The organism is Micromonospora acroterricola (assembly GCF_003172955.1).
GTDB lineage: Bacteria > Actinomycetota > Actinomycetes > Mycobacteriales > Micromonosporaceae > Micromonospora > Micromonospora acroterricola.
Window position 1 is genome coordinate 42,405 of sequence record NZ_QGKR01000303.1, and the last position, 15,887, is coordinate 58,291.

The following is a 15,887-nucleotide window of genomic DNA, read 5'->3' on the forward strand; positions in this document are numbered from 1 at the left end:
GTCGAACATCGAAATGTTTCGTTACTTGAGCGTACTGTTCATGTGGCCGTAGTCCGCGTGTTCGGCAACCTTCCTACGTTCCTTGCGCTCCACACACGCAGAGAAGGGGTCCTGGATGGACATTCGATTCCCCCGCCCGTCGGTGACGCTCGGCGCGGTCGCGGTGCTGGTCGCCGCCACCGCCGCCGTCGTGGTCACCGGCGCGGGACCGGCGTCGGCGGCGAGCGTGACGTTCACGCCAGTCGCCGACACCTACGTCCAGAGCGACACGGCGTCCACCAACTACGGCACGTCCACGCAGATCGTGGCCGACAACTCGCCCGTCCGGCGGTCGTTCCTGCGCTTCACCGTGAGCGGCGTCAGCGGCACCGTGACCACCGCCAAGCTGCGGCTGCGCACGATCAGCGGCAACAGCGGCAGCGACGCCGGCGGCACGTTCCGCCGGATGTCCAACACGACCTGGTCGGAGACCGGCACCACCTGGAGCAACCAGCCGGCCGTCGACGGAGCCACGCTCGGCTCGATCGGGGCGGTCAGCGGCAACACCTGGTACGAGCTCGACGTCCGGGCCGCGGTCACCGGCAACGGCACGTACAGCTTCGGGGTGACCTCCGCCAGCGGCGACGGCGTCTACTACGACTCGCGGGAGAGCGGCGCCGACGCCCCGCAGCTGGTCGTCACGACCGGCACCACGCCGCCGCCGTCCGGCGACCCGGTCCTGGTCGGGTCCGGCGACATCGCCAACTCCGGCTCCGGCGACAGCGCCACCGCGGCGCTGCTCGACAGCATCCCCGGAACGGTCTTCACCACCGGCGACAACGTCTACGACAACGGCACCGCGGCCGAGTTCACCAGCTACTACGAGCCCACCTGGGGCCGACACAAGGCGCGCACCCGCCCGACGCCGGGCAACCACGACTACAACACGTCGGGCGCCACCCCCTACTACACCTACTTCGGCACGCAGGCCGGCCCGAGCGGGCGCGGCTACTACTCCTACGACCTCGGCAACTGGCACGTCGTGTCGCTGAACTCGAACATCAGCATGTCGGCGGGCTCCACCCAGGAGCAGTGGCTGCGCGCCGACCTGGCGGCCAACAGCAAGCCGTGCACGCTGGCCTACTGGCACCACCCGCTGTTCACGTCGAGCTCCAACCACGCGCCGTCGACGTCGACGCGTCCGCTGTACCAGGCGCTCTACGACTACAACGCCGACGTGGTCGTCTGGGGGCACAACCACGTGTACGAGCGGTTCGCCCCGATGAACCCGGCCGGTGGCGCCGACGCCAGCCGGGGCATGCGCAGCTTCGTCGCCGGGATGGGCGGTGCCAGCCACTACGGCTTCGGCACCATCCAGCCCAACAGCGAGGCCCGCAACAGCTCGGCGTACGGGGTCCTGAAGTTCACCCTGCACGCCGGCAGCTACGACTGGCAGTTCGTGCCGGTCGCCGGACAGACCTACAACGACAGCGGCAGCGCCAACTGCCACTGACGCGGTCGATCCCGCTGCGCTGTTCGCGGCGCAGCGGGATCGCCTTCCCGCCAGGGTCAGCGGGCGTTGCCGGCGCGACGCTTGTTGTAGACGTCGAAGGCCACGGCGACGAGCAGGACGAGCCCCTTCACCACCGACTGCGTCGACTGGTCGACGCCCATCAGCTGCATGCCGTTGCTCATCACCGCCATGATCAGACCACCGACCATCGCGCCCACCACGGTGCCCACCCCGCCGGTGACCGCCGCGCCCCCGATGAACGCCGCGGCGATGGCGTCCAGCTCGAACATGTTGCCGGCGGCGGGCTGGGCGCCGTTGGACCGCGAGGAGTAGATGACGCCGGCCACCGCCGCCAGGAAGCCCATGTTGACGAACATCCAGAAGTTGACGGTGCGGACCTTCACGCCGGACAGCGCCGCGGCCGAGAGGTTGCCCCCGATCGCGTAGACCTGACGACCGAAGACCGTACGCCGGGTGAGCAGGCCGTAGACCAGAACGAGGACCGCCAGGACGATCAGCACGATCGGGAGCCCCCGCGCGTGCGCCAACTGCCAGGCGAAGTACATGATGACCGCGCCGACCGCGACGACCCTGGCGACGAACAGCGGGAACGACTCGACGGGCTGCTGGTAGCGGACGCGCGCGACGCGGGTGCGGAAACCGCTCACCGCGTACCCGGCCACCGCGACCGCGCCGATCAGCAGCGTGAAGGCGTCGAAGCCCTGCCCGCCGAGCAGTCCGTTGAGGAATCCCGCCGCCACGCGCTGGTACTCGCCCGGGAACGGCGACAGCGAGATGTTGTCGAGCACCCGCAGGGTGAGACCACGGAACAGCAGCATCCCGGCGAGGGTCACGATGAAGGCCGGGATGCCGGCGTACGCCACCCAGAACCCGTGCCAGGCGCCGACCGCGACGCCGACGACCAGCGCGGCCACGATGCCGACCCACCACGGATAGCCCTGCTGGATCACCAGGACGGCGGAGACCGCTCCGGTCAGCGCCACCACCGACCCCACCGACAGGTCGATGTGCCCGCCGATGATCAGGATGACCATCCCGATCGCCAGCACCAGGATGTACGAGTACTGCAGCACGATGTTGGTGATGTTTCCGGGGCTCAGCGACACCCCGTCGGTCAGGATCGCGAAGAGCGCGACGATGACGACCAGGGCGACGTAGATCCCGCTCTGCCGCAGGTTGTTCAGCACCAGGGCCCGCAGGTCGCTCGTCCCGGTGTGCAGGGCGGCGGCCGGTGTGCTGTCCGGCGGCGTGGGACGCTCCGTCGAGGGGGTCTTGATGCTGGTCATCCGACGAGCTCCTTGTCCTTGGTCATCAGCTCCATGAGGCTCTCCTGCGTCGCCTCGCCGACCGGCTTCTCACCGGTGATCCGGCCGGCGGCGAGGGTGTAGATGCGGTCACACATCCCGAGCAGCTCCGGCAGCTCGGAGGAGATGATGATCACCGCCTTGCCCTCGGCCACCAGCCGATTGATGATCGTGTAGATCTCGTACTTGGCGCCGACGTCGATGCCGCGCGTCGGTTCGTCCAGGATCAGCACGTCCGGGTCGGTGAAGAGCCACTTCGACAGGACGACCTTCTGCTGGTTGCCGCCGGAGAGCTTGCCGACGACCGCCATCACACTGGGCGCCTTGATGTTCATCTCCCGCCGGCTCGCCTCGGCGACCTTGATCTCCTCGTTGCCGTTCACCCAGCCCAGCCGGGCCAGCCGGGCCAACGCGGCGGCCGAGACGTTGCGGCGGACGTCGTCGATGAGGTTCAGGCCGAACCGCTTGCGGTCCTCCGTGACGTACGCGATGCCGTTGTCGATCGCCTCCGCGACGCTGCGGGCCTTCACCTCCCGCCCGTGCACGAACAGCCGGCCGCTGATGTCGCGGCCGTACGACCGGCCGAACACGCTCATCGCCAGCTCGGTGCGCCCCGCCCCCATCAGCCCCGCGATGCCGACCACCTCACCGGCCCGCACGGACAGGCCGACGCCCTCGACGACCATCCGGTCCTGGGTCGGGTGCCGCACCGTCCAGTCCTCGATGCGGAGCACCTCCTCGCCGGGGGACGACACCCGGTCGGGGTAGAACGCGTCCAGGTCACGCCCGACCATTCCCCGGATGATCCGCTGCTGGGTCACGTCGTCGGCCCTCATGTCGAGGGTCTCCACGGCGCGCCCGTCCCGGATGACCGTGGTCGAGTCGGCGATCGCGGTGATCTCGTTGAGCTTGTGGGAGATCATGATGCAGGTGATCCCCTGGGCCTTGAGCTGGCGCAACAGGCCGAGCAGATGCGCCGAGTCGACGTCGTTGAGGGCGGCGGTCGGCTCGTCCAGGATGAGGAGGCGCACCTTCTTCGACAGCGCCTTGGCGATCTCCACGAGCTGCTGCTTGCCCACGCCGAGCTGGATGACCGGGGTGACCGGGTTCTCGTGCAGACCGACGGACGCCAGGAGCTCCGCCGCGTCGGCGTTGGCCCGGTTCCAGTCGATGAGCCCGCTGCGGCCCCGGCGCTCGTTGCCGAGGAAGAGGTTCTCGGCGATCGACAGGTGCGGCACCAGGGCCAGCTCTTGGTGGATGATGACGATGCCGTTGGCCTCGCTGTCGCGGATGCCGCGAAACTGCATCGGCCTGCCGTCGAAGAGGATCTCGCCGTCGTACGAGCCGGACGGGTGGACGCCGGACAGCACCTTCATCAGCGTGGACTTGCCGGCGCCGTTCTCGCCGCAGATGGCGTGGATCTCGCCTCGGCGTACCGCGAGGGTGACGTCCTCCAGGGCGGTCACCCCGGGGAAGGTCTTCGTGATGCGACGCATCTCGAGGATGGTGTCGTCCATGGTCACTGTCCTTCGTCAGGTCCGACGTGGTACGCGCCACGACGTCGGGCCCGGCGGAGACCGCCGGACCCGACGGATGGCCTACTTCTTGGCCTGACCGGCGGCGACCTCTTCCGCCGTCCAGTAACCGGAGTCGATCAGCGTGGCCTTGATGTCGTCCTTGTAGACGGTCGCGATCGGCAGCAGGTACGCCGGCACGACCTTGACGCCGTTGTTGTACGTCTGCGTGTCGTTGGCCTGCGGCTGCTTGTCCTGCAGGAACGCCTCGGCGGCGTTCACGGCCTGCTCGGCGAGCAGCCGGGTGTCCTTGAAGACGGTGGAGCTCTGCACGCCGTCGTTGATCAGTTTGATCGAGGCGATCTCCGCGTCCTGGCCGGTCACCACCGGGAACTTCTTGGCCGCGGCGCCGTAGCCCGCGTTCTGCAGGGCGGTGATGATGCCCCGGGAGATCCCGTCGTACGGCGACAGCACCCCGTCGACCCGCGCGCCGTCGTTGTAGCTGGAGGTGAGCAGGTCCTCCATCCGCTTCTGCGCGGTCTCCTGCTGCCACCGCAGGATGGCCACCTGCTCGATGGTGGTCTGGCGCGACTTCACCTTCAGGGTGCCGGCGTCGATGAACGGCTTCAGCGTGTCCATCGCCCCGCCGAAGAAGTACTGGGTGTTGTTGTCGTCGAGCGAGCCGGCGAAGAGTTCGACGTTGAACGGGCCCTTCGCCGTGCCCTTCGAGCCGTCCTTGTTCTGCAGGCCGAGACCGACGAGCAGGCCGGTGGCCTGGGCGACGCCCACCTTGTAGTTGTCGAAGCTGACGTAGAAGTCGACGTTCTTGCTGCCGCGGATCAACCGGTCGTACGCGATCACCGGGATCTTCGCGTCGGCGGCGGCCTGCAACTGGCCGCTGAGCGCCGTGCCGTCGATCGCCGCGATGACCAGGACGTCCGCGCCCTGGGTGATCATCTGGTCGACCTGCTGGGACTGGGTGGGGATGTCGTCACCCGCGTACTGGAGGTCGACCTTGTAGCCCTTCGCCTCCAGCTTCTGCTTCACCGCGTTGCCGTCGGCGATCCACCGCTCGGAGGTCTGCGTCGGCATCGAGACACCGATGGTCAGGTCGCCGGGCTTGTCTCCGCTGGTGTCACCGCCGCTGCCAGCACCCTCGCCACTGCACGCCGCCAGGCTCAGCGCCAGCACCGCGCCGCCGAGAGCTACCAGGAACTTCCTGCCCACGGGCTTCTCCTCTCTGGACTCCCCCGCCGACCGCCGGGGCCACCTGTCACCTTCCGGGTAGTGTTAGCGCTCACATATCGCACGTCAACACTTGGTCGGAAATACCGGTGTCACGGTCTCGTAACGGCGGCGCGTCTGGCAAGGCCATCCCGAATCCGGCCTCCACACCGGATGCACGACGGCATAGCGGCGGCACCGACCCGATGCGCGCGGTCGGCGCGCCCCGGGGCGGCCGAGCTGGGCGTCGTCAGCGGCGGGGTGGTGCGGCGACGCTGTCGCGGGCGACCAGGGTCGGGGCGATCGTCTGCCGCAGCGCCTCTCCGGTGCCCGATTCGATCTGGCTCAGCAACATGTGGATGCTCGCCCGCGCCACCGCGTCGAAGTCCGGACGGACCGTGGTCAGCGGCGGAATGAAGTAGGCCGCCTCCGGCACGTCGTCGAAGCCGACCAGGCTGATCTCGTCCGGCACGCGTCGGCCGAACTCGTGCAACGCCCGCAGCACGCCCAGCGCGAGATGGTCGTTGGCGGTGAAGACGGCGGTGACCTCGGGCATCCGTGCCAGCATCTGCCCGCACCGGTATCCCGAGGCCGCGGACCAGTCTCCCTGCAGCAACGGCGGCGGTTCCACACCCGCGGCCAGCAGCGCGTCACGCCAGCCCTCGATCCGGCCGGCGCCGTCGAACCAGTCGGACGGCCCCGACACGTGCCAGACGGTACGGTGCCCGGCGTCGAGCAGGTGCTGGGTCGCCGCCCGGGCGCCCGCCACCTGGTCGACCGTCACCAACGGCACCGGGCGGCGCGGGTCACCGTCGACCGTGACCAGCGGGACGTCCTTGGGTAGGCGTTCCAGCGCCTCGCCGGCCGACTCGACCGGCGCGATGACGACGATGCCGGCGACCCGGTGCGACAGGTGCCGCTCGACGGCGGCCGAGATGGACCGGTGGTCGAGGTCCCGCACGCTGCCCACACTGACCGCGAAACCCTCCTCCGCGGCGGTCTGCTCCAACGCGGCCAGCAAGGACGCCGGCCCGTACAACGTCGTGTTCTGCGCGACCACGCCAATGACCTGCGAACGGCCGGTCACCAGCGCGCGCGCCGCGCCGTTCGGTCGGTAGCCGAGCTCGGCGATGGCCGCGCGCACCCGCAACCGGGTCTGCTCGCGGACGTTGGGGTGCCCGTTGAGCACCCGCGACACGGTCTGGTGGGAGACGCCGGCCAGACGGGCGACGTCGGTCATCGCCGGACCGTGCACGGCCATGTCACTCCCCCCGTCTGCGTACCCGAAGCCGCGGCCCGCCGACGTCGACCGGAGCGGTCGACCGATGCCGTCGCTCAGCCGTCACGCCGGTGCAGGACCCCCGCTGACCAGCGCTGGATGGCCGCCAGTCTACGTCAGCCGCCACCCGGAACCGACGTGCGGCCGGCCGGGGGCGACGCGACGCGCGGTGGCGCGTCGTGCCGCCCACGCCGCCCGTCGCGCTCACCGCCTCACCCACTCGTGATCATGCTAGAAGCCGCGGGCGAGCCGGTAGTACGCCTGGTTCCAGCGAATCTCGTCGGCGAAGCGGCGGGGCTCGGTGTCGGCGTCGATCACGACGAGTTCGGTGCGGCTCATCTCCGCCAGGTCGTGCAACTCCTCCACACCGACCGCCTGCGACAGCACGGTGTGGTGCGGGGCGCCGGCGGTGATCCACGCCTCGGCCGAGCCGGGCAGGTCCGGTCGCGGACGCCAGACGGCCCGGGCCACCGGCAGCCGCCGCAGCGGCTGCGGCGGGGACACGACGTCGATCTCGTTGGCCACGAGCCGGAAGCGCTCGCCCATGTCGGCCAGCCCGAGCACCACCGCCGGACCGGGTGCCGCGTCGAACACGAGCCGGACCGGGTCCTCCCGTCCGCCGATGCTCAGCGGGTGGATCTCCACGTCGGGCACACCGGCCGCGATGGTCGGGCAGACCTCGAGCATGTGCGCGCCCAGCACCAGCTCCTCGCCCGGCGTGAGGTCGTAGGTGTAGTCCTCCATGAACGACGTGCCACCGTCGACGCCCACGGACATCGCCTTGAGGGTGCGCACCAGCACGGAGGTCTTCCAGTCGCCCTCGCCGCCGAAGCCGTAGCCGTCGGCCATCAGCCGCTGCACGGCGATCCCGGGAAGCTGACGCAGCCCGCCGAGGTCCTCGAAGTTCGTGGTGAACGCCCGGAACCCGCCGGCGTCGAGGAAGGCGCGCATGCCCAGCTCCAGGCGGGCGGCGTACCGCAACGAGTCGTGCCGGTCACCCCCGGAACGCAGCTCCGGGACGATCCGGTAGCTGTCGTCGTACTCCTTGACCAGGTCGTCGATCTGCGCGTCCGCGACGTCGTCGACCACCTTGACCAGGTCGTTGACGCCGTAGGTGTTGACCGACACCCCGAAGCGCAGCTCCGCCTCGACCTTGTCACCCTCGGTCACGGCGACGTCGCGCATGTTGTCGCCGAAGCGGGCCAGTCGCAGCGACCGCATCGCCGACCAGCCGAGCGCCGCGCGGGCCCACGCCCCGACCCGGGCGGTCACCCGCGGGTCGCTGACGTGCCCGGCCACGGTCTTGCGTGCCACGCCGAGCCGGGTCTGGACGTACCCGAACTCACGGTCGCCGTGTGCGGCCTGGTTCAGGTTCATGAAGTCCATGTCGATCTCGTCCCACGGCAGCAGGACGTTGGCCTGGGTGTGCAGGTGCAGCAGCGGCGTCTGCAGGGCGTCCAGCCCGGCGATCCACATCTTCGCCGGAGAGAAGGTGTGCATCCACGCGACGACCCCGATCGCCCCCTGCGCGGCGGCGTCGCGGCACACCCGCAGAATCTCACCGCTGTTGGTCAGGACGGGCTTCCAGACCACCCGGGCGGGAATCTGCGGCGAGTCGTCGAGCGCGGCCGCGATCACACGGGACTGCTCGGCCACCTGCCGGAGCGTCTCCTCGCCGTACATGCCCTGGCTGCCGGTGAGGAACCAGATCTCGGGTGCGCTGCGTGGTGCCATGGAGTTGCCTTCCGCGAGAGGAGCGTTCACTTGTAACGGATTCCGACGAGGCGCTGGAAGAGGATGAACGCGAAGAGCAGGCCGCCGATCACGATCCTGGTCCACCAGGAGTTCAGGCTTCCGTCGAAGGTGATGAGGGTCTGGATCACGCCCAGGACCAGGACGCCGAGCACCGTGCCGAAGACGTATCCGGAGCCACCGGTGAGGACGGTGCCACCGATGACGACGGCGGCGATGACGTCCAACTCCATGCCCACGGCGATCAGTGGCGCGCCGGAGAGGGTGTAGAAGGACAGCAGGATCCCGCCGATCGCGGAGCACAGGCCGCTGATCGTGTAGACGGCGATCCGGGTACGCCCCACCGGCAGGCCCATCAGCAGCGCCGACTGCGGGTTGCCGCCGATGGCGTACACGTTGCGCCCGAGACGGGTGTAGGCCAGCGTGTACGCGGCGACGGCGACCACGGCGAAGGCGATGAGCACGCTGATCGACACGAAGTTGCCCCGGGGGTCGCCGATCCGCTCCTGGGACATCCTGGTCCAGAACCCGTCACTGATCGGGATGGACGAGCCGGAGATGAACGTGCACATGCCCCGGGCGAAGAACATCCCGGCGAGCGTGACGATGAACGGCTGGATCTCGAAGAAGTGGATGGCGCAGCCCATCAGCAGGCCCAGCGTCGGGCCGATGAGCAGGGCGATGACGAGCACGAGTGCCGCCGGCAGGCCCTTCTGAAGCAGCGAGGCCGACACCATCGCCGTCATGGCGACGACGGACCCGACCGACAGGTCGATGCCTCCGGTGAGGATCACGAAGGTCATGCCCACCGCGACGACGAGCAGGAAGCCGTTGTCGATGAAGATGTTGAAGATGACCTGCACGTTGGAGAACGCCTGGTATTGGGAGACCCCGATGCCGTACATCACCAGGAGCAGGGCGAGCGTCGCCAGGACCGGTATTTGCCGCCTCGGCAGCCGGAACCGGGCACGGCCGGCGGTGAGCGTTCCAGTGGTCATGCCGGCACCTGCTCCTTCGGCTTGTCGGCGATCGGGCTGGGCGGCGGTGCGCTGCTCCGGCGGCGGGTGAACCGGGCCCGGAACGCCGGCGCCTGGATGAGGCAGACGGCGATCACCACAACCGCCTTGAACAGCAGCGAGGTCTGCGGTGAGATGTTCATGGCGTACACCGTGGTGGTCAGGGTCTGGATGATCAGCGCGCCGAGGATCGTGCCGCTGAGGAAGAACCGGCCGCCGGCGAGGGACGTACCGCCGATGACGACCGCGAGAATGGCGTCGAGCTCCACCCAGAGGCCGACGGCGTTGCCGTCGGCGCTGGAGACGTTGGCCGTCATCATGAAACCGGCGACCGCGGCACAGGTGGCGCTGAGTACGTACGCGAGGAAGATGACCCGGCCGGAGCGGATGCCGGCGAGTCGGCTCGCCTCGGCGTTACCGCCCACCGACTCGATGATCATGCCGAGCGCGGTGCGGCGGGTGAACGCGGCGACGAGCAGGGCCGCGGCGAGGGCGATGAAGATGGCCAGCGGCAGGGTCAGCAGGTGGCCCAGCCCGATCGCCCGGAACGGGTCGGAGTTGATGGTGATGATCTGACCCTGGGTGATCAGCTGGGCGAGGCCCCGGCCGGCCACCATCAGGATCAGCGTGGCGATGATCGGTTGGATCCCGATCACCGCCACCAGCACCCCGTTCCAGGTGCCGAGCACGAGCGAGACCCCCATCGCCATCGCGAGGGCGGTCAGCACCACGGGCAGGCTGTCCTGGTCGGGCTGCCTGCTGATGTACATGCAGGCGATCGCACCGCTGATCGCGCAGACCGAGCCCACCGACAGGTCGATGCCGCCGGTCGAGATGACCAGGGTCATGCCCAGCGCGACGAGGATCAGCGGGGCGCTCAGCCGCAGGATGTCGATCGGTGAGCCGTACAGGTGCCCGTCCTTGAGCTCGATCGACAGGAACCCGGGCCGGTAGATCGTGTTCGCGGCCAACATGACGACGAGCACGGCGGCGGGCCAGAACAGCCGGTGACCGGTCATCGCCCGGTAACGGCCCATGGTGTCGTTCATCGGTCGGCCTCCTCCCCGTGGGATCCACTGGCGATGGTCTGCATGACGCGGTCGGCGTCGAGGGTGTCGTCGTTGGCGAGCTGCGCGACCATCTGCCGGTCCCGCATCACGGCCACCTTGTGGCTGAGGCGCAGCACCTCCTCCAGCTCGGCGGAGATGAAGAGCACGGCCATGCCACCGTCGGACAGCTGCGTCACCAGCTTCTGGATCTCGGTCTTCGCGCCGATGTCGATGCCCCGGGTGGGCTCGTCGAGGATCAGCAGCCGTGGCTCGGTGATCAGCCACCGGGCGAGGAGCACCTTCTGCTGGTTGCCGCCGGAGAGGTTGCGCACCGGCACCTCCGGGTCGGACGGCCGGATGGTGAGTGCCTTGATGTACTTGTCGACCAACTCGTCCTGCCGGCGACGCGGAATGGGCCGCAGCCAGCCACGGGCGGCCTGCATGGCGAGGATCAGGTTCTCGCGGACCGACAGGTCGGCGACGATGCCCTCCGCGCGGCGGTTCTCGGAACAGAAGCCGACGCCGTGGTCGATGGCCTGCGCGGGGGTACGCAAGCTGCTCGGCCTGCCGTCGACCGTGACCTGACCGCCGTCCGGCCGGTCGGCCCCGAACAACAACCGCGCCACTTCGGTACGCCCGGAGCCCAGCAGGCCGGCCAGGCCCACCACCTCACCGGCGTGGATGGTGAGGCTGAACGGCTCGACCGCCCCCGCCCGGCCGAAGTTCGACACCGCCACCAGAGGGGTGCCCTCCTCCACCGCGGCCAGGTCCCGTCGGGAGTGCTCCTCGATCCCCTCGAGGACGTCGAGTTCCTTGCCGATCATCTTCTCGACGAGGCCGAGCTGGGGCAGCTCGGTGGTCGTGTACTCGCCGACGAGTCCGCCGTTGCGCAGCACGGTGATGCGGTCCGCGATCTCGTAGACCTGGTCGAGGAAGTGGGTCACGAACAGGATCGCGATGCCCTCGTCGCGCAGTTGCCGCATGATCCGGAACAGCTGCGCGACCTCGCCGGCGTCGAGGCTGGACGTCGGCTCGTCCAGGATCAGCACCCGGGCCTGGATGTCGATCGCGCGGGCGATGGCGACCATCTGCTGGATCGCCAGGGAGTACGACCCGAGTGGGGCGCTGACGTCGAGGTCGAGTTCGAGGCGGGCCAGCAGCGTACGGGCGCGGCGGCGGACCTCACCCCAGCGGACGGCGCCGAGAAGCCGGGGCTCACGCCCGATGAAGATGTTCTCCGCGACCGAGAGGTTGGTGCAGAGGTTGACCTCCTGGTAGACGGTGCTCACCCCGGCGGCCGTCGCCTGCATCGGGCCGGCGAAGGACACCGGCTCGCCGTGGAGCGTGATCGCGCCCGCGTCGGTGTCGTAGACGCCCGTCAGCACCTTGATGAGGGTCGACTTGCCGGCGCCGTTCTCGCCCATCAGGGCGTGCACCTCGCCGGGGAGGAGCCGGAAGTTGACGTCGTGGAGTGCGCGCACTCCGGGGAAGGACTTGCTGATCCCGGTCATCGTCAGGACCGGACGGTTATCCGTCATCCGATCAGGCCTCTTCTGGAGGTTGTGGACACGGGGGGCCGCCGTACTTGCGCGGCGGCCCCCCGGTGTCGGTCAGTACTTGCGGTTGGGCAGAGCCTCCTTGGCCTGCTCCTGCGTGAAGGTGGTCTCCTCGGTCTCGATGCGAGCAGGCACCTCCTCGCCCGCGTGGACCTTCTTGGCCAGGTCCATCAGCTGTGGGCCGAGCAGCGGGCTGCACTCCGCGATGAAGTTGAACTTCCCGTCGGCGAGAGCCTGCATGCCGTCCTTGACGGCGTCGACCGTGATGATGGTGATGTCCTTGCCGGGCACCTTGCCGGCGGCGGTGATCGCCTCGAGCGCGCCCAGGCCCATGTCGTCGTTGTGCGCGAACAACACGTCGATCTTCGGGTTGGCCTTGAGGAACTGCTCCATGACCTGCTTGCCGCCGGCCCTGGTGAAGTCGCCCGTCTGGGAGGCGATGACCTTCAGGTTCGGGTTGGCGGCGATCGCCTCGGCGAAGCCCTTCTTGCGGTCGTTCGCCGGCGCCGCGCCGGTGGTGCCCTGCAACTCCACGATGTTCACCGGGCCCGAGGCGGTCTTCTTCTGCTCGACCAGCCACTCACCGGCGAGCCGGCCCTCCTTGATGAAGTCCGAGCCGAGGAAAGTCTTGTACAGCGACTTGTCGGCCGAGTCGACCGAGCGGTCGGTCAGGATGACCGGGATGTCGGCGTCCTTGGCCTCCTTGAGCACGGTGTCCCACCCGGACTCCACGACCGGCGAGAAGGCGATCACGTCGACCTTCTGCTGGATGTAGTTGCGGATCGCCTTGATCTGGTTTTCCTGCTTCTGCTGCGCGTCGTCGAACTTCAGCTCGATACCCGCGGCGGTGGCGGCATCCTTGATCGAGGTGGTGTTCGCGGTACGCCAACCGCTCTCAGCGCCGACCTGAGAGAAACCCAGGGTGATCTTGCCGTCGTCCTTCGACCCGCCGCCGGTGTCGCTGTTGCCGCAGGCCGCCACACTGCCGACGAGCAGCACGCTGGCGAGGACCGCGGCGGCGCGCCACGGAGCGGAGTGCGTTCGCATCTTTCTCATCGGATCTCCTTGGGCTCGGTGTGGTGGTGACCGCGCCGACCGCCGTCGTGCGAGAAGCGGTGTACGCGGGTGAATACATAGCAGAAAATCGATGACCCGTGCCGGCTCGATCCGGATTGGACTGTCACGAGCCCGTGGGCGGGACCGGTTTCTGGCCGTAGACGGTCTGGTAACGGTGGTAGAGCGCGTCGATGTCGGCCTGTGCGATCGGCAGCGGCTGCCCGAGTGCGCGTGCCAGGTGCGCGGTGCGGGCGACGTCCTCGCACATGACCGCCGCCTTGACCGCCGCACGGGCGTCGCGGCCGATGGTGAAGACGCCGTGGTTGCGCATGAGCACCGCCGGCGAACGGTGCCCGGCGAGGGTGGTGACGATGCCCTTGCCGATGTCGTCGCCGCCGATCAGCGCGAACGGGCCCACCGGGACCTCGCCGCCGAACTCGTCGGCCTGGGCGGTGAGGTGGCAGGGGATCGCCTCGCCACGGGCGGCCCACGCGGTGGCGTACGCGCTGTGCGTGTGCACCACCCCGCCGACCTCCGGCATGGCCCGGTAGACGTAGGCGTGGGCGGCGGTGTCGCTGGACGGGGCGAGGTCTCCCTCGACGAGGACGCCGTCGAGGTCGCAGACCACCATGGTGGCCGCCGAGAGCTCGTCGTAGCCGACGCCGCTCGGCTTGATCACCATGAGCTTCTGCCCGGGAACCCGGGCGGAGATGTTGCCGGCCGTCCAGGCCACCAGGCCGTACCGGGTCAGCTCGGAGTGCAGGCGGGCGACCGTCTCGCGCAGCTCGCTCACCTGTCGGGTCAGCTCGGCGTTCATGCGACCACCTCCAGCGCGGTGCCCTGCGTGGGCGCGGCGGACCGGACCGCCGCGTTGCGGATCGCCCGCAGGCGCAGCATGACGTCGTTGCCGCCGCGACCGAAGTGGTCGTGCAGCGTCCGGTACTCGGCGTAGAGGGCGTCGTACGCGCGTGCCCGCTCCGGGTCCGGTCGGTAGACGGCCTCGTGCACCCGGCCCATCGCCTGCGAGGCTTCGTGGATCGACGCGTACTCGCCGGCGGCGACGGCGGCGTGGATTGCCGACCCGAGCGCCGGCCCCTGCCCGGAGACGATGAGGTTCAGCGGTCGGTTGGTCACGTCGGCGTAGATCTGCATGAGCAGCTCGTTGGAGGTGAGACCACCGGCGATCACCAGGTCGTTCACCGCCACCCCGGCCTCGACGAACGCCTCGATGATCATCCGTGTGCCGTACGCCGTGGACTCCAGCAGCGCCCGGTAGACGTCCTGCGGGCGGGTGGCCAGCGTCATCCCGACGATCATCCCGCTGAGGTCGTGGTTGACCAGCAGTGATCTGTTGCCGTTCCACCAGTCCAGCGCGATCAGGCCGTGCGCGCCGACCGGCTGGCTGGCGGCCAGCTCGGTGAGGCGTTCGTGCGAGGCGACTCCGGCCGGGGCGGCGTGCTCGACGAACCAGCCGAAGATGTCGCCGACACCGCTCTGCCCGGCCTCGTAACCCCACGCGCCGGCACTGATGCCTCCGTCGACGACGCCGCACATCCCGGCCACCTCGGCGACGTGCGGGCCGTTGACCACGTGGCAGGTGGAGGTGCCCATGATGGCGACGAGCCGGCCGGGCTCCACGGCCTGCGCGGAGGCGGCGGTGACGTGCGCGTCGACGTTGCCGGCGGCCACCGCGATCCCCTCGGGCAGGCCGGTCCACGCGGCGGCCCGGGCGGTGAGCGTGCCGGCCCGGGCGCCAAGGGGCAGCAGCGGACCGTCGAGCTTGGCCACGAAGCCCCCGAAGTCGGGGTTGAGCGCGGTCAGGAAGCTCTCGGACGGGTACCGGCCATCCTGCAGGATGCCCTTGTAACCGGCCGTGCAGACGTTGCGGGTCTCGGTGCCGCTGAGCTGCCAGACGATCCAGTCCGCGGCCTCGATGAAGCGTTCGGCCCGGTGGTAGACCTCCGGGTCCTCCTCGAGGATCTGGAGGCCCTTGGCGAACTGCCACTCGGCCGAGATCTTGCCGCCGTAGCGCCCGATCCACGGCTCGGCCCGCTCGTGCGCCAGGGCGTTGATCCGGTCGGCGTGCGGCTGGGCGGCGTGGTGCTTCCACAGCTTGACCCAGGAGTGTGGACGGTCGCGCAGCTCCGGCGCCTCGCAGAGCGGCGTGCCGTCGGCGAACGTCGGCAGCACCGTGCAGGCGGTGAAGTCGATGCCGATGCCGACGATCGCGGTCGGGTCGACCCCCGCGGCGGACACGGCCGCCGGGACGGCATATCGCAACACGTCGCGGTAGTCGTCCGGATTCTGCAGGGCCCAGTCGGGCGGCAGCGGTCGACCGCCGGGAAGGGCGACGCTGATGACTCCGTCGCCGTACTCGTGCACCGCGGTCCCCAGCTCGGCGCCGTCACCGACACGGACCACCAGGGCTCGCCCCGACAGGGTGCCGAAGTCGACACCGACGACGTAGCGTTCGCCAGCTCCGTCCACAGGAATCATGTCCACCTCCACCGTCGACCGGCTCAGTGTTAACGCTCACATCTATCGTCGTCAAGACACCTGCCGGCAACAGCTCCGTAACGCCGACCAGCGGCCGGACGCGCTCGGCGCCGCCGTGACCCCGCACG

At 69.5% G+C, this 15,887-nt stretch carries 12 protein-coding genes; 1 reads left to right on the forward strand and 11 read right to left on the reverse strand.

Going from position 1 to position 15,887, the window contains the following annotated elements; genetic code table 11:
• Positions 1 to 115: 115 nt before the first annotated feature.
• A complete protein-coding gene (locus tag DKT68_RS26365) occupies positions 116 to 1,492 on the forward strand; it encodes a CBM96 family carbohydrate-binding protein (protein ID WP_109820072.1) in 1,377 nt (458 codons plus the stop codon).
• Positions 1,493 to 1,548: 56 nt separating this feature from the next.
• On the opposite strand, the gene mmsB is transcribed toward DKT68_RS26365, so the two are convergent.
• The 11 genes from mmsB to araB all read right to left on the reverse strand — a co-directional run bounded on the left by mmsB (position 1,549) and on the right by araB (position 15,759).
• Positions 1,549 to 2,799 (reverse strand): multiple monosaccharide ABC transporter permease, encoded by a 1,251-nt coding sequence (gene mmsB, locus DKT68_RS26370; protein WP_109820073.1) that lies wholly within the window; start codon positions 2,797 to 2,799, stop codon positions 1,549 to 1,551.
• Complete coding sequence (gene mmsA / locus DKT68_RS26375; RefSeq protein ID WP_109820074.1) at positions 2,796 to 4,334, reverse strand: multiple monosaccharide ABC transporter ATP-binding protein; 1,539 nt, start codon at positions 4,332 to 4,334, stop codon at positions 2,796 to 2,798. Before mmsA ends, mmsB begins: the two co-directional genes overlap by 4 nt.
• Positions 4,335 to 4,415: 81 nt before the next feature.
• Positions 4,416 to 5,558 carry a multiple monosaccharide ABC transporter substrate-binding protein gene (gene chvE / locus DKT68_RS26380; RefSeq protein ID WP_109820075.1) on the reverse strand — a complete coding sequence of 381 codons (1,143 nt, stop codon included), beginning with the start codon at positions 5,556 to 5,558 and terminating at the stop codon, positions 4,416 to 4,418.
• Positions 5,559 to 5,805: 247 nt separating this feature from the next.
• Positions 5,806 to 6,795 carry a LacI family DNA-binding transcriptional regulator gene (locus tag DKT68_RS26385; protein ID WP_201749198.1) on the reverse strand — a complete coding sequence of 330 codons (990 nt, stop codon included), beginning with the start codon at positions 6,793 to 6,795 and terminating at the stop codon, positions 5,806 to 5,808.
• A gap of 270 nt (positions 6,796 to 7,065) precedes the next feature.
• The gene (araA, locus tag DKT68_RS26390; RefSeq protein WP_109820076.1) at positions 7,066 to 8,568 is read right to left on the reverse strand and encodes an L-arabinose isomerase; all 1,503 of its coding nucleotides are present in this window, start codon (positions 8,566 to 8,568) and stop codon (positions 7,066 to 7,068) included.
• A gap of 26 nt (positions 8,569 to 8,594) precedes the next feature.
• Positions 8,595 to 9,584 carry a galactofuranose ABC transporter, permease protein YjfF gene (yjfF, locus tag DKT68_RS26395; RefSeq protein ID WP_109820077.1) on the reverse strand — a complete coding sequence of 330 codons (990 nt, stop codon included), beginning with the start codon at positions 9,582 to 9,584 and terminating at the stop codon, positions 8,595 to 8,597.
• Positions 9,581 to 10,651, reverse strand: a complete 1,071-nt coding sequence (locus DKT68_RS26400) for an ABC transporter permease (protein WP_109820078.1) — start codon at positions 10,649 to 10,651, stop codon at positions 9,581 to 9,583. Before DKT68_RS26400 ends, yjfF begins: the two co-directional genes overlap by 4 nt.
• A complete protein-coding gene (locus DKT68_RS26405) occupies positions 10,648 to 12,189 on the reverse strand; it encodes a sugar ABC transporter ATP-binding protein (protein ID WP_109820079.1) in 1,542 nt (513 codons plus the stop codon). The genes DKT68_RS26400 and DKT68_RS26405 overlap by 4 nt, the downstream gene beginning before the upstream one ends.
• Positions 12,190 to 12,261: 72 nt before the next feature.
• The gene (locus DKT68_RS26410) at positions 12,262 to 13,263 is read right to left on the reverse strand and encodes an ABC transporter substrate-binding protein (protein WP_201749199.1); all 1,002 of its coding nucleotides are present in this window, start codon (positions 13,261 to 13,263) and stop codon (positions 12,262 to 12,264) included.
• Positions 13,264 to 13,387: 124 nt separating this feature from the next.
• On the reverse strand, positions 13,388 to 14,080 hold the full coding sequence (locus DKT68_RS26415) for an L-ribulose-5-phosphate 4-epimerase (RefSeq protein WP_109820081.1): 693 nt from the start codon (positions 14,078 to 14,080) through the stop codon (positions 13,388 to 13,390).
• On the reverse strand, positions 14,077 to 15,759 hold the full coding sequence (gene araB, locus DKT68_RS26420; RefSeq protein WP_109820140.1) for a ribulokinase: 1,683 nt from the start codon (positions 15,757 to 15,759) through the stop codon (positions 14,077 to 14,079). Before araB ends, DKT68_RS26415 begins: the two co-directional genes overlap by 4 nt.
• Between the last annotated feature and the right edge of the window lie 128 nt (positions 15,760 to 15,887).

What these genes read in the sequence shown, in the direction of transcription:
- DKT68_RS26365 (WP_109820072.1), top strand. Translation starts at nt 116, where the DNA reads ATGGACATTCGATTCCCCCGCCCGTCGGTGACGCTCGGCGCGGTCGCG.
- mmsB (WP_109820073.1), bottom strand. Translation starts at nt 2,799, where the DNA reads ATGACCAGCATCAAGACCCCCTCGACGGAGCGTCCCACGCCGCCGGAC.
- mmsA (WP_109820074.1), bottom strand. Translation starts at nt 4,334, where the DNA reads ATGGACGACACCATCCTCGAGATGCGTCGCATCACGAAGACCTTCCCC.
- DKT68_RS26385 (WP_201749198.1), bottom strand. Translation starts at nt 6,795, where the DNA reads ATGACCGACGTCGCCCGTCTGGCCGGCGTCTCCCACCAGACCGTGTCG.
- araA (WP_109820076.1), bottom strand. Translation starts at nt 8,568, where the DNA reads ATGGCACCACGCAGCGCACCCGAGATCTGGTTCCTCACCGGCAGCCAG.
- yjfF (WP_109820077.1), bottom strand. Translation starts at nt 9,584, where the DNA reads ATGACCACTGGAACGCTCACCGCCGGCCGTGCCCGGTTCCGGCTGCCG.
- DKT68_RS26400 (WP_109820078.1), bottom strand. Translation starts at nt 10,651, where the DNA reads ATGAACGACACCATGGGCCGTTACCGGGCGATGACCGGTCACCGGCTG.
- DKT68_RS26405 (WP_109820079.1), bottom strand. Translation starts at nt 12,189, where the DNA reads ATGACGGATAACCGTCCGGTCCTGACGATGACCGGGATCAGCAAGTCC.
- DKT68_RS26410 (WP_201749199.1), bottom strand. Translation starts at nt 13,263, where the DNA reads ATGAGAAAGATGCGAACGCACTCCGCTCCGTGGCGCGCCGCCGCGGTC.
- DKT68_RS26415 (WP_109820081.1), bottom strand. Translation starts at nt 14,080, where the DNA reads ATGAACGCCGAGCTGACCCGACAGGTGAGCGAGCTGCGCGAGACGGTC.
- araB (WP_109820140.1), bottom strand. Translation starts at nt 15,759, where the DNA reads ATGATTCCTGTGGACGGAGCTGGCGAACGCTACGTCGTCGGTGTCGAC.